The organism is Paenibacillus mendelii (genome assembly GCF_024498075.1).
In the GTDB taxonomy this organism is placed as follows: Bacteria; Bacillota; Bacilli; order Paenibacillales; family Paenibacillaceae; genus Paenibacillus_Z; species Paenibacillus_Z mendelii.
This window is the reverse complement of the sequence record NZ_JANHOF010000015.1, coordinates 145517-158842: the sequence shown is the minus strand read 5'-3', so window position 1 is coordinate 158842 and position 13326 is coordinate 145517. Positions and strand designations below refer to the sequence as shown.

General features: G+C 49.8%; 13 protein-coding genes. 12 read left to right on the top strand and 1 reads right to left on the bottom strand.

Annotation, left to right across the window (positions count from 1 at the left end; translation table 11 throughout):
- Positions 1-280: 280 nt before the first annotated feature.
- On the top strand, positions 281-1717 hold the full coding sequence (locus tag NNL21_RS29625; RefSeq protein WP_204821913.1) for a PAS domain-containing sensor histidine kinase: 1437 nt from the start codon (positions 281-283) through the stop codon (positions 1715-1717).
- 39 nt (positions 1718-1756) lie between these two features.
- On the opposite strand, the gene NNL21_RS29620 is transcribed toward NNL21_RS29625, so the two are convergent.
- Entirely contained in the window at positions 1757-2575 is an 819-nt protein-coding gene (locus NNL21_RS29620) for an AraC family transcriptional regulator (protein ID WP_204821912.1), read from the bottom strand.
- A gap of 244 nt (positions 2576-2819) precedes the next feature.
- Between NNL21_RS29620 and NNL21_RS29615 the strand changes: the two genes are divergently transcribed.
- The 11 genes from NNL21_RS29615 to NNL21_RS29565 all read left to right on the top strand — a co-directional run bounded on the left by NNL21_RS29615 (position 2820) and on the right by NNL21_RS29565 (position 13247).
- Positions 2820-4247 carry a sulfatase family protein gene (locus NNL21_RS29615; protein WP_204821911.1) on the top strand — a complete coding sequence of 476 codons (1428 nt, stop codon included), beginning with the start codon at positions 2820-2822 and terminating at the stop codon, positions 4245-4247.
- 438 nt (positions 4248-4685) lie between these two features.
- Positions 4686-5603 (top strand): AraC family transcriptional regulator, encoded by a 918-nt coding sequence (locus NNL21_RS29610; RefSeq protein WP_204821910.1) that lies wholly within the window; start codon positions 4686-4688, stop codon positions 5601-5603.
- 29 nt (positions 5604-5632) lie between these two features.
- On the top strand, positions 5633-8179 hold the full coding sequence (locus NNL21_RS29605; RefSeq protein WP_204821909.1) for a discoidin domain-containing protein: 2547 nt from the start codon (positions 5633-5635) through the stop codon (positions 8177-8179).
- Between the two features lie 216 nt (positions 8180-8395).
- Positions 8396-9484, top strand: a complete 1089-nt coding sequence (locus tag NNL21_RS29600) for a glycosyltransferase (RefSeq protein WP_204821908.1) — start codon at positions 8396-8398, stop codon at positions 9482-9484.
- 138 nt (positions 9485-9622) lie between these two features.
- Positions 9623-9892 carry a hypothetical protein gene (locus NNL21_RS29595; protein ID WP_204821907.1) on the top strand — a complete coding sequence of 90 codons (270 nt, stop codon included), beginning with the start codon at positions 9623-9625 and terminating at the stop codon, positions 9890-9892.
- Positions 9889-10260 carry a hypothetical protein gene (locus NNL21_RS29590; protein WP_204821906.1) on the top strand — a complete coding sequence of 124 codons (372 nt, stop codon included), beginning with the start codon at positions 9889-9891 and terminating at the stop codon, positions 10258-10260. The genes NNL21_RS29595 and NNL21_RS29590 overlap by 4 nt, the downstream gene beginning before the upstream one ends.
- Entirely contained in the window at positions 10261-10875 is a 615-nt protein-coding gene (locus tag NNL21_RS29585) for a hypothetical protein (RefSeq protein ID WP_204821905.1), read from the top strand. It begins immediately after the preceding gene.
- A gap of 149 nt (positions 10876-11024) precedes the next feature.
- Complete coding sequence (locus NNL21_RS29580) at positions 11025-11852, top strand: hypothetical protein (RefSeq protein WP_204821904.1); 828 nt, start codon at positions 11025-11027, stop codon at positions 11850-11852.
- 63 nt (positions 11853-11915) lie between these two features.
- Positions 11916-12401, top strand: coding sequence for a hypothetical protein (locus tag NNL21_RS29575; RefSeq protein WP_204821903.1), 486 nt, complete (start codon positions 11916-11918; stop codon positions 12399-12401).
- Positions 12401-13063, top strand: a complete 663-nt coding sequence (locus tag NNL21_RS29570; RefSeq protein ID WP_204821902.1) for a carboxypeptidase-like regulatory domain-containing protein — start codon at positions 12401-12403, stop codon at positions 13061-13063. The genes NNL21_RS29575 and NNL21_RS29570 overlap by 1 nt, the downstream gene beginning before the upstream one ends.
- 34 nt (positions 13064-13097) lie before the next feature.
- Positions 13098-13247, top strand: a complete 150-nt coding sequence (locus tag NNL21_RS29565; RefSeq protein ID WP_204821901.1) for a hypothetical protein — start codon at positions 13098-13100, stop codon at positions 13245-13247.
- The last annotated feature ends 79 nt before the right edge of the window (positions 13248-13326 follow it).

The window sequence follows — 13326 nt, the reverse complement described above, 5'->3', positions numbered from 1 at the left end:
GGAGAGCCACCTAAAGCTGCTGTAATTTAAGAGAAAATACGCAAAGACTGAAGTGAGGCTAGGGGAAATGATCCCCTAGCCTCACTTTGTCAACAGTCCCGTTACTGAGGTTTTTTTAATCTCTGCATCCCATCTACACTCGAGTACATAAAGAAATAACGATTTTATTTTTCATTACGATAGGTAGTTTACCCTTCTAATTTGGAAGAAGAAGGAATACGTTTCTAGCTCGTCGAATGTACTTTTAGCTCGGTTATGAATAGAGGAGTGATGACATCCTATGGTGGAAAAAACAGTAGATGAACTCTTGCAATTGCATCAAGAGCTAGAGGAAATCTTATATGAACAGCAAGGAATGACGTTTAAATTCAAATATGTGAATGGGCAATTCATACATACATTTTGTGCAGGACAGTTATTATCGAAAATCGGCTTAACCCCCTGTGCGGTTATTGGGAGGCAGCTCAAGGATTTTCTTCCCGCCGATATAGCGGCATATAAAGAAACCTTCTATCTTGATGCATGGAATGGCAAAGAAGATATTGCTTATGAAGGCGAGAAAGACGGGGTATTTTACTTTGTGTCGTTAAGACCCATACGACGATCGGGCCAGGTGACCGAAGTGGTCGCTTCGTGTGTGGATATTACCGAACGCAAAAGAGCCGAAGAAGAACTGCGGGAAACCAAAGAACTATTGGAATCACTTATAAAGAATTCTGTCGATGGCATCTGTGTGACGGATATGGAAGGGAAGGTAATTCGAGTTAACCGCTCTTTCGAGAAAATATACGGCTGGCAAGAGGAAGAGCTTATCGGTAAACAAGTGCCGATCTTCCCCCTGCATATGAAGAATGATCTCGACGTAATCTGTAATCAGTTACAAACCGGAAAGAAGGTTATGAATTGCGAAACGATCAGGCAACGAAAAGACGGTGAAATGATTCATGTCTGCCTAACCGTATCGCCGATTAAGGATGCTGCAGGCCGTGTTATTGCATTGACGGGTATTACGAGGGATATTTCCGAACGCAAACGCTCCGAGGACTTTTACCGCAAAGCCGATAAGTTGAATGTAATCGGTCAATTAGCCGCTGGACTGGCGCATGAAATCCGAAACCCGTTAACCTCGCTTCGCGGATTCATACAATTGATGCAATCGAGTGGAACGAATAAATCGGCTTATTGCGATATTATGATTTCGGAAATCGATCGGATCAATAGTATTGTGAACGAATTTTTAATCATTGCGAAGCCGCATGCAACGAGCTTTCGCAAGAACGATATCCGGATCATTCTCCATAATGTCGTTACTTTATTAGAGCCTCAGGCTGTCCTGAACAATATCCAAATTCAACTTGAGGTGGAGGGCGATTTCCCTTTGGTTGAAAGCTCCGAGATGGAGATTAAGCAAGTATTTGTTAATATATTGAAAAATGCGATCGAAGCTATGCCTGGCGGCGGAATGATTCGTATAGCTTTAGTAGCTCAAACGAACAGCATCCTCATTCGGTTCAACGATGAAGGGAACGGCATTCCAGACAATCTGATTCCCCGGCTGGGGGAACCCTTCTTTACCACGAAAGAGCAGGGGACGGGATTGGGATTGATGATGTGCTATAAAATCATTGCCGACCATAAGGGGAGCATAATGATCAACAGTGTTGTAAGCGAAGGGTCAACATTTGATATTACGCTGCCTTTGAGCGCAGGCGAGTGAAACATCGTATTCAATTATTCGCGAAACTATTTAATGAAACTATTGAAACGTTTGTCGAAACACGGAAGGTCTCAAACCAGTTTTCTTCTGAAACAGGTTGGAAAAGTAGTGGGCATCCGTATACCCAAGCCGGTCTGCTATTTGATTGATCGTGAGGCCCGTCTCCATCAGCATCATTTTGGCCGAAGCTATTTTTTTGTCCAGCAGGTAGCTGTAGATGGTCGTCCCGATTTCATTCTTAAAATAGCGATTGAGTTGTTTGCTGGAGAAGCCCAGCTCTGCAGCCAGCTGGTCCGTATAAAAAGGCTTTAACATCTGATTGTCTACATATTCCTTGATCTTCTGTACGGGGGGCGATAGAAGCTCCTGTCGTTTCTGCCTGATTAGCGATAAATGAACGACGATTTTCATGAAAATGATATGCAGTTCGCTTTGCATGTCCTCCATTGTTCTTGTCTCCGCCCATTCAATCCCTTGTTGAAAGAGATGCCCGACCGCTGCATCGGATAACACGACAGTCGATAACAGTCGGTATGCCTCCAGAACATTCAACGCCCAGCTTCCTTCGATGTTGAACCAAATGTACGTCCATGGTTCGGTCGATGCGGGATCTGCCATAACTTCATGATAGCTGCCGCTGCGCAGTATAAACACATCGCCTTGCTTGGGCTGGTAGGCGCTCATATCCACCCGCACATTTCCTTGACCGGCCAGCACATAGGCCAGTACAGTGAGCTGAGCGGGTTTTCTTTCGTTCCGGTAGGTGGGCAGGCAATAGTTGATGCCGATGAATGGAATGGTGATCGGCAGGTCTGCGTCTGCCTTCGGAAAATGATAGATAGGTCCGGTTTTGTCCATAATCCTCACCGTTTCTCTCGTAATATACCTTCCGATGGCAGGAGTGAACCCATAATCGGCAGGCGAATGAGTCACTCTCATTGTAACATGATTGTATCGCGCGCGAGCGGCTAGGATAGGCCCGAATGACCGATGTCCAATATCCTCATCCTATCGTCCGAAAACTCCATTCCATTCAGAAGGCTTCTACACGTATGATCTTCCTGTACAGGTATTAATCGCGAATAAGAGGAGGACACCTTCTTTGAGACAAAACAAGAATGGCAATAAGCCTAATTTGGTTTATGTATTCGCCGATCAGCTTCGCCTCTCTTCCTGCGGCTTTGCCGGAGACGAGAAAGCGATCACTCCGAACATCGACAGGCTTGCCTGCATGAGCATGAACTATACGAATGCGATATCCGGACATCCGGTATGCGCTCCATACCGGGCTTCCTTATTTACCGGCAAATATACAACCAGTACCGGTATGGTCATTAATGAAATCCGCATGAATCCGAATCATCGCTCCTTTGCGAATGTGCTGCATGATCATGGCTATGATACATCTTATATCGGTAAGTGGCATCTGTGGGCCAATGAGCTCGGAAACCATCTCGACTCCCGCAATTCATACGTGCCGCCCGGAAGCCATCGCTTAGGATTCGACGGGTTCTGGGCAGCGTATAACTTTCATCATAATTACTACGACATGTATTATCACACCGATAGCCCCGAGAAGATCGTCATGGAAGGCTACGAGCCGGATGGTCAGACGAGTCTCGCCATTGAGCAGATCAAGCGAATGGCCGCTTCTGACAAACCATTTGCCTTGTTCTTGTCGCTCGGCACGCCGCATGATCCGTGGGATACGGGTAACGTCCCGCCGTTGTATTATGACATGTTCAAGAATGTCGATTTCACGCTTCCTCTGAATTACTCCGAAGCTGACGACCCTTACTCGGATGGATGGGCAGCCCTAAATCCTGAGATGAGGAGGAGCATACCTGACTGGCTCCGTGTGTATTATGCCATGACCGCCAATTTGGACTGGAATGTGGGCAGGATCGTTAATGTGCTGCAGGATCTGGAACTTACCGACAATACGGTCGTCGTGTTTACTTCCGATCATGGGGAGATGTTCGGCGCGCACGGCAGAGGGGGTAAGAACATTTTTTACGAGGAAGCCGTACGCGTTCCGTTCCTGATCCGCTGGCCGCAGAAGATTGAGGAGGGATCGACGACGGATGTCTGTCTCAATACATGCGATATAATGCCTACGCTTCTGTCTTTGTTGGAGCTGCCCATACCAAGCGAGGTTGAAGGGACGGATTTGAGCTTTGCTGCGCTTGGGAAGGACGGACTGGAGCCTGAAGCGGCCTTCCTGCAAGGAACGGGTGCTACTGCAGATTGGTCGGATGGACATGAGTGGAGGGCGTTAAGAAGCAAGCGGTATACGTATGCGATTTACCGGGTAGACCGTCATGAATACCTGTTCGACAACCAAGCCGACCCGTATCAATTGACTAATTTAGTCGATCATGACGATTACCTTGATGTTCTAACCCGATTCAGAGATATGCTCGAGCAGAAAATGCAGCAGCACGGGGATACGTTCGAAAGCTGTTCCTGGTACCGGGATCATTGGACAGAAGACAGGCGGATTGTTCGGACAGCTACGCTTGATAGTTAAACCCTACCAGATACAAGTGCTGTATAAGAGGAACCCAAACAGCCATTCTCTTATGAGGAATGGCTGTTTGGGTTCGCGGCAGGGGATCTGAAGACAACTTTCAATGCACCTTCTGTCCTGATCCACCGTTCGATACAGCCAAATCCACGCGTAAAACACCGGTGAATATTCACTGAACTTTGAGCTTTGAGCTTATACAATCACCGATTGCCCACTGAATTCTGCTCATGTATTCCTTAAACCTGTAAAACCAAACGTGAAATATGTCCAAACTGGCGTCGCCAAGAATGCGCTTTCATAATACGATAGATTCAGGTAGGAAGGGAGGGAGTAAATCGGCAATTGCACTGATATCCCCTAGTGAGAAGAAAGAGGAATATGCCTTTTCGGCATCGAACTATTCGACTTTCGGACTAAATACGACCGGGGGGAAAAGGCGTGAAGCTAACCTTTCAATCCAACATGTATCTGAAGGATCCCAAGGCTCTGCCTGTCTATGTCGAGCGCAAGGTACACCGCGAGGAAGATCTGCCGCCTATCCACGAGCATGAGTTTTACGAGCTCGTGCTCATCTTACATGGCCAAGTCTTTCACTATTTCGAGAACGGTTCCTATCGCTTGCATGGCGGAGACATGATTCTGATTCGGCCTGGTCAATTTCATCGATATGTGCTGGATGACGGCGACTCCTTCGAGCTAATCAACTGCCTGTTCTTGCCCGAATTGTTCGAACCGGACTGGCTGACTGCGATCGATCCCGATGGGAAAATAGAATCCTTCCTGTTGTATCCGTTCTCAAACAGAAAGGATGAATTCCACCCGCGGATTTCATTAGCGCTTGCAGAGTCCAGACAGGTCGAGAGGCTGCTGGAGGAAATGCTCGTCGAACAGACTCAGGGCAGGGCGTTCTCCGGTACCGTGATCCGGTTGAAGCTGTTCGAGCTCTTCCATTTGATCCTCCGTTACCAGAATGAGGCGATTCATAGAGAAAAGCATACAGGCTCCAGACGCACCGATCCGAAGGTGATCATGATTCAGAGGGTTCACCAGTATTTGGCCGAAAACCCGGAGCTTAAGCTCGATATCGAGCAAATGGCGAATACGTTCGGTGTCAGTTCGAGACACTTAAATCGCCTGTTCAAGCAGCAAACGGGGAAAACGGTCATGGAAATGCTGCACTTCATTCGAATCGAAAGAGCGAAGCTGCTGCTCATGCATACGAATGACAGGGTGGTGGATATTGCCGCCAGGGTCGGGTATGACGATACGTCTTTCTTTACCAAGCTGTTTATACGCAAAGTCAAGTGTTCACCCGGCAAATATCGGGAGGAGATGCAGTTCAGCAAAGTTCATTAGTCCATTAGCCTAGGATTGGGAGGGTTACAATGAATAGACTTGCGCGAACGAGACAATGCTGTGCACTTCTTGTTGTATGTATGCTTGTTTCCATGTTTCCGCTGGCTGCAGAGGCTATGAAGACAAATTCAACATCCGCCAGTTCGTCCAGCTTCGCAGCAGCGAGTTTACAGGCCGGCAACGCAATAAACGGCAATATCTTCGACTTTTTCTCCAGCGCCGTTCACGCGGGACCGAATTTTACCGAGAGTTTGACGCTGGACCTCGGTCAAAAGCAATATGGCGTTAACCGGGTGCGGATCTACCCCCGGGAGAAGGGCTTTGGTTTTCCTGTCGATTTCAGCATTCAATACAGTGACAGCAGCGGCGGGCCTTGGACGACGGCGCCGGGCACGTCCAAGACCGCTTTTGCAAATCCCGGCTTCAAGCAGGTCGCGCTTGATTTCAGTTCAGCAGTGGATGCCAGATATATCCGTCTGAACGCCACGAAGCTGGGTCCGGATGATTTCAGCAACTATTACCTGCAAATCGCCGAAATGAAGGTCGAGCAGAGCACGACAGTGAGCGACCAGCGGGTCACGCCAAGCTCAGTCACAGCTTCAAGTCAGCAGTCGGGATTTGAAGCCTCGAAGACCGTCAATAACCTAACAACGGATTTCTGGACTACGAATGTCCACGCTTCCAGCGGGTTTACGGAAAGCCTCACGCTGAACTATAGCAAGAAATTCACGTTCACGAAGCTGGTGCTGACACCTCGCGGGAGCGGATTGGCGTTCCCCGTTGACTTTAAGCTGCAGTACAGCACGGATGGTTCGACCTTCGCAGACATCCCGGGACAGAGCTACACCAGCTATCCGAATCCGGGCTCGACTGCCCAGACCTTCACCTTCGCTCCGCTCAAAGCAAAAGCGCTGAAGGTTGTGGCAACCAAGCTCGGTGCCGACCAGTTCAGCAACTATTACTTCCAGCTCGCGGAAGCTGCCGGCTTCTCGGGCTCCCCGTTCACAACCGATGCCGGAGGCGACTTCGATCAGAATTGGAACCAATTATGGCTTCAATTCGGTGCAGTCGATGATGGCACAAACGCTGTATATACGTTCGGCAATGAACCGACCTACTTCGAATGGATTGCGCGCAAAATCATGTGGAGCAACGAGTCTGCTTACAAAGCCACCCTGAAAACGAAGGTGCGCGATTATGCGCAAAGCTCCGACGGGTTCGTCTGGTCGTGGACCGACAATCCGCGATGGCCAAGCGGCAATTCGCTGCATATCGCCAATAACCCCTTGTACATCTTATCGGCTTGGCGCATCGCCGTATGGGATGACCCAAGCTTCCTGAATTCAATCGACAGCAATTCAAACTTTGCCGGCGGCGATATCTCCAATGGGAAGACGGTATGGCAGAAAGTACAGGATGCCATGGCTTTCATGAAGTCCGCGAGCATGAACGGCTCGAACGGCCTCATCATCATAAATAATGGCGAAAGCGACGGTACGACATCGACGACGACCGGCCATCCGACCAACTATTGGGACAACTTGCGATTCGGCTATAAAGATCCTTATGTGAACTTATATTTCTATGCCGCATGCAAGGCTATGAGCGAGTTGTACGCGATGAAGGGCAACACGACAGAAGCGGCCAACTATACAGCTCTGGCAGCGACGGTGAAAACCAACTTCAACGCAACGTTTTGGGACAGCACGAAAAAAAGGTACAAATCGACGATCGATATTAACGGCGTATCCCGCGACTTCGGGCTCGTATTCCTCAATACGGAGGCATTGGCCTACGGCTTAGCCGACACGGCGACGAAGGCAAGCGATATCTTTGATTGGCTGGACGGCGTGCGGACGATTGCAGGCGATACGTCTACAGGCAGCGATATCTACTACTACACGGTAGCGCCGCGCGCGAATACCTTGAAGATCGAAAGCACGGGCAGTCCGTACTGGTGGCAGGATCCGGGCGGTATATCGGTAACAGGACCGGCCAGCTGGGATCAGCATCTGGAGAATGGCGGTTTTATTTTCTATACCGAATTCTACGATATTCTGGCACGTGCGGCATACAAAGGCATTGATAATGCCTATGCCCGTATGAAGACGGTAGCGGACGAATTCGCGGTTGACGAGCTTCGCCGGGATCCTAACAATAGTTACGGCGCTGCATGGCGGATTGGGGTTACCGGCGAGTTCCCGGAATCGGGACTTGTGCCGACAGCCTTCCTCTATACAGTGGCCGGTATCGATGCGTCGAAGGATGGTCTGACGATCGCGCCGAGTATCCCAACCGGCATGACGACGGCTACCGTGAGCAGCCTTTCTTACAAAGGCCGCGATTATACCATCCAAGTATGGGACGATCGAGTGGAGATCACCACGCCGAACAGCGGATCCCCAACCGTCACGTATGTGATCGGCAATTTGGCGGCCAATACGGTATATACGATCGATAAGCTGAATATTTCCGCAGGTACGACAACGTCGCGAACGGCGACCAGTGATGCAAGCGGCAAGCTGATCGTCGCTGAAGCGCTGACCAACGGCACAAAAATTACAATTCGACGTTAATAGGGCGAAGAGGGTGACACCTGATGGGTGTCATCCTTTTTCAAATGGATCTCGCTGTACTACGGCAATCCCGTACAACAGCACAGATATTCAATCGATAGGTGGTTACAGTGACAAGCTCTCAAACTCTATCATATACTTCGGAAGGGAATCATATACGGCAACATATATGAAACCAGCGTCTTCGTACCTAGATGAATGGATGGAGTGAGCAGCGTGAAGGTATTAATGTTGGTTTCTAGGCTGAATTTGGGGGGGACAGAGAAATACATTCTATCCATCTCTCAATATTTGCAGGCAAGAGGTGTTCAGGTCGGCGTTGCTTCTATGGGAGGGCCGCTAATGCGATCCTTTCAAGGAAGCGGCATCAAGGTTCATCTTCTATCTGGGGATGAAAGCTCTGCGTTAAAACAACTATCCTCGATCATTACCAGAGAATCGTACAGGATGGTTAACGCCCATGATTCAAAGTCATTTCGTTATGCCGCAGCCTTGCATCGACAGCGTAAAATCCCTCTGATCGTGACCGTACATGGCACTTATCATCACAAACCCTCCCTTCTAACCGCAGCCAAAGCGGCTAGACGCATCATAACCGTGTCACCGAAATTATCAAAATGGTTAATAGGGCTTCATTTGCCTCCCTCTAAAATCAAAACGATTCTTAATGGAATCAACACATCGGTATTCCACCCTGCATCTCAATTATCGGAGAAGGGAAGAAGGAGACAGTCGCTTCATTTGCCCTCATCCGCGCAACTTCTTGTATATGCCGGAAGATTCTCGCATGACAAGTATCCGATAGCAAGAAAAGTGATCATGGCAGCCGAACGTATTGCCAGAAACAACCGCCATTTTGCAGCAGTATTATATGGGCCGGGATCTTTGCGATCACAACTTGCACAACAAGCTGCCGAAGTCAATCGGCGTCTAGGCAGACAAGCCGTATATGTCCGTCCCCCTCTATCGAGTATCCAGCATGCTTATTATGCTGCTGATGTCGTTGTGGGGACAGGACGCGTTGCACTTGAGGCCATGGCCTGCGCCAAACCGGTTGTAGCCACGGGGGTTGCGGGCTATTGCGGGATCGTTGCTCCAAGCAACGTAAACCGGATTATCCAATGCCACTTTGGAGACCATGGAGCCCTTGGTCCCCTCACCGTTCAAAGGCTTGCGAATGATATTAATCAATTGTTAAATAATCCGAGGCGTGCGCGGCAATTAGGGGATTTTGGACTTCGGACGGTAAGAGGCAGGTATTCCATGAACAAAGTTGGCTCACAGCTCATTCAATACTATAAGTAATCGTTAGTGCTTAAGAATCAAATATTATGATTCGTTAAATAAGGACATTATTCTCTCTGGATGACGGTGATTCGGGTATGATAAGTTGATTTTGCGACAATACCATTTCTCCGATACGACCAATAGGAGGCGTCATGAATGTCCAATGTCAAACGGATCACGGATCTCTCAGCCTACAGCACCATTCTGCCCTATGACAGCGAGCTTTTCGGGGTTTACCAGTCTTTAATCGGGTGGAAATCCAAGCGAATGCTTGACCGAATTAAGTGGGGGATCGGATTGGAAAAGAATTCGATTCTGCCGCGATTGAGCCGTTACCTCGAGAACCGGGCAGACATCCAGTTCAATCCGATTTCTACATCACGGTATCTGATTTGCGTCCTGCAGAATTCGCCGGGCCGCATTTGACATCTCACGACAACTCCATTGTCCTTCAGCAAATCAGTGGAATATTGCATTCATACGGAAAAATGCCTGATGACGGCAGAGTGTGGCAGGAGCTCATTCACTACGATGTGCTCACGAACATGCTCAATATAACTGTTCTTGATTACTACAATGATCTGTCCATTGAACGAGGTAGAAGGGCTAGCGGCATTAAGAGGTTACCGAATGAAACGGATCAAGCTTTCCATGTCCGGCAGGAAGCCATGCGACAACAAATCCGGGATGAGCTGCGCAAGCTGATCGACCAGGAATCGGAATTCGCGGGCGCCATCATCGAGCTTGTGAACAACAATCGCATCGATGAACTGAACCGGATTTTTTACTCGTAATTGGATCTTAACACGAAGGATGCCTTTTTCCGCGCGCTTGAGATTTCTGATGCCGGCCATGAAGATCCATACCTCACGTTCGATCCCAAGAAGGACGTGAAGGACGTCACCTTGTCCCCGCTGGGCATCGTTCACTTATTCCGGCAGTATTTCTTCGAACTGGACACCTTCCTTGGCCCCCCAACCAGTCATCTATGGCTGAGCCCTGGTTCAACGGTCGAACTGATCGAGACTAGCTCGCGCCGGATAACGACCGAGAAAATCATCGAAACCTCTCTTGAAACCTATACAAAGACGGAAGACAGCATCACCGATCAAGATGAACTTAGCGAAGCTGTCAAGCAGGAAAACAAGAATGATTTGAAGCTCGGGATTACGTCAACCGTCAATCAATCCTGGGGAACGGGAAGCTTGACCGCGACCGGAAGCCTGAACATGGACCAGACCCAGCAGGTGGCTAGAGAGTCTACCCATAAGAAGATGCGCCAGCAAACGCAGAAGCTGTCCACCGAAATTCGACAAAATTACAAATCGACGTTCAAGACCGTTACGGAAGTGACGGACACGACAAGCAAACGTTACGTGCTGTCCACAATACGTCTCCAGATGAGCTGATTAACTATGAGCTGCGCAGGAAAATGCGGCAAGTCGGCGTCCAGGTTCAAGATATCGGAACATACTTATGCTGAGAAACGTTCGTTGACGAGCCGGGTGAGGAGCTAGGTCTTGCTAATCTGATCCATATCTCGCAGCCGGCCGATTTATTGACCGTACCGGATACGACGGATATTCCGTATCCACCCGATCAATTCGTCCCTTGCAAAGTAAGCGGATCATGGAATTTCGGCGAACAGCGCAAGTACGGGTTTGTGACGCTTACATCCTTCGATCCTCCGCCAGCCCCGGATGGGTTTGAAATTGTAAAGGAAACGGAGAACATCATAATTCCCGCTTATCAGACCTCTGGCAGCGGAGAAGATTTCACAGGCGTGTGGGGGTTCGGTGTCAGGTTCACCTCAACAGGGCAGCTCGAGATGGGTGTCCTTACAGGAGGCGGTGGATTGGAGTGGAGCAACCGGGTCGACTTCGTCGTCAATGTCGCATTGAAGTATACGGTGAACGCCGTCAAACGGGCGGAGATCGATGCACTTAACAAAGCAAAGAAAACCGCAGCAGACGCAGCAACGACCGAGAATATTCGGAAAACAGAGGAGACGCTCATCAAAGCTGCCAAAGAACGGGTCGAGCTTGCCCGCGGTCTCGCTAAACGAAATTTCGAAGAACTGCGGGATGAAGAGCGCATTATGGTCTATCGCAAGCTCATGAACTCTCTCATGTCGGAGTTTCAATATAATTACGCCGATAACAAGAGCCGGCATGTACTCTCAGAGCTGGTCAACTCGATTTTCGCTATCGATAAAATGCTGTACTTCGTAGCGCCCGAGTGGTGGAAGCCCCGGAAGGAGAAGCTTGGCTTGTTCGATCTGGAGTCGCAGTTAAACAGCAATCTCGTAACTTGGTCGGACGGGGACCCGAGGCCGGATAATTATCTCGTTACGGAGAAAAGCGCGCCGGCGCCTATGGGCAGCTGACTTGGCTGGCTGCTTCAACTGGACGGCGATAATCTGCGCAATGCCTTCCTGAACGCGCCTTGGGTGAAGGCGGTCATTCCGATTCGTCCCGGAAAGGAACAAGCTGCTCTGCAGTGGCTGCAGTCGGTCAACGTGGAAGGCTCCGATGGCCTGGATGCCAAGTACGCTGCGCCGGCAGAAGAACTAGGTCGCATTCGGATCAGATTGGGATTAGCGCCTGATGCAGCGGTTACGATCAAGAATGCGATCGAGTTTCTGTGCATAGAGGTCGCTGATAAACATGCGGAGTCCACTAAAGTCAAATCTTATCCGGACACCGAGACGGATCAGGAGAATAAAGTAACCTCGACTCCTGTACAGAAAGTGTACGAGCATGGTTTCTATCCCTTGCAGGGTGGTTTCCGCGTACAGCCTGATGCTCCGAACCCGGATCCGAACAATACAGATAAGAATTTCCAGGTTTTCGATCAATGGATTGAAGTATTGCCGACCGATCAAGTGGTTCCCGTAGAAGTTGCTTATGATCCGAAGACGGAGAGACAGCTTTAATGGATCTGGCGATCGGCGTCAAGGATGCGGCGGGTTCGTATATCGGGGGAGCAGAGGTAACGATTCTCCTGCCAGGGGGAGAGCGGCGCAGCGGCACAACCGATGGGAGAGGTCAGATTCTTCTCAGCCCGCTGCCCAGCGCGGATTTTCAATTGAAAGTCGTTCATGCCATGTACGTCGAAGAAGATGTCCATGTCATTCCCCCGGAGGGCGGGGGACAGTTTCTCTGGGACAATCCGGTTTGGACGTTTACGCCGCCTTCATCCGTCGTCGTCCGGCTCTCCCGGATACGCGCTGCGGCGTTGGCACCAATGTCCGACGAAGAGATGAAGCGGCGTGCGTCCTATAATCCGCAAGGCGCATTCACGTGGGTTGACCATGCAGGCAATCCGACGCACCGATATCTGGGTCTTTATAATTCTGATAATTCATTCGTGCCGCTGTCCCATCCGCTATTGCCAGAGAAACCGGCCGAAGGGTGGGAGAGGTTTAACCATGGGGAACCGGTTAAGCTCGACCCGAGCCGATCGGGGAATTTCTTCTGGTTAGAGTGGGGGGGGAGGCAGCAGCCCCAAGCTCCTCGTCGGCGTATGGGTCCCGCGCTGGCGCACGACGCCAAGCAAGCTCGATTACACGATCTTCTTCACGCCGAGCACGTATAAACCGGATTATCCGGATACCCAGGATTACCCTTATATGGCGTTGAAAGCAGCGGATAGACTCGTGCAGCCGTACATCGGGTTGGGACAACGTTACTTGTTCCATGAGAAATGGCTGGCCTATCAGCTTCTTGCCGCCAAGCGCCAGTCGATATTAGTCATCCCTATCCACCCGAAAGGGCAGTAGGGGCCGTTCGCCCATGCTGCCGGACTATCCCGGCTAATAGCAGAAATCACGCACTTTCTTCATCGAACAGGATATACCT

Excerpts from the sequence above, each read along its gene's own strand:
- NNL21_RS29625 (WP_204821913.1), top strand. The coding sequence starts at position 281 with ATGGTGGAAAAAACAGTAGATGAACTCTTGCAATTGCATCAAGAGCTA.
- NNL21_RS29595 (WP_204821907.1), top strand. The coding sequence starts at position 9,623 with ATGTCCAATGTCAAACGGATCACGGATCTCTCAGCCTACAGCACCATT.
- NNL21_RS29565 (WP_204821901.1), top strand. The coding sequence starts at position 13,098 with ATGGCGTTGAAAGCAGCGGATAGACTCGTGCAGCCGTACATCGGGTTG.
- NNL21_RS29570 (WP_204821902.1), top strand. The coding sequence starts at position 12,401 with ATGGATCTGGCGATCGGCGTCAAGGATGCGGCGGGTTCGTATATCGGG.
- NNL21_RS29605 (WP_204821909.1), top strand. The coding sequence starts at position 5,633 with ATGAATAGACTTGCGCGAACGAGACAATGCTGTGCACTTCTTGTTGTA.
- NNL21_RS29620 (WP_204821912.1), bottom strand. The coding sequence starts at position 2,575 with ATGGACAAAACCGGACCTATCTATCATTTTCCGAAGGCAGACGCAGAC.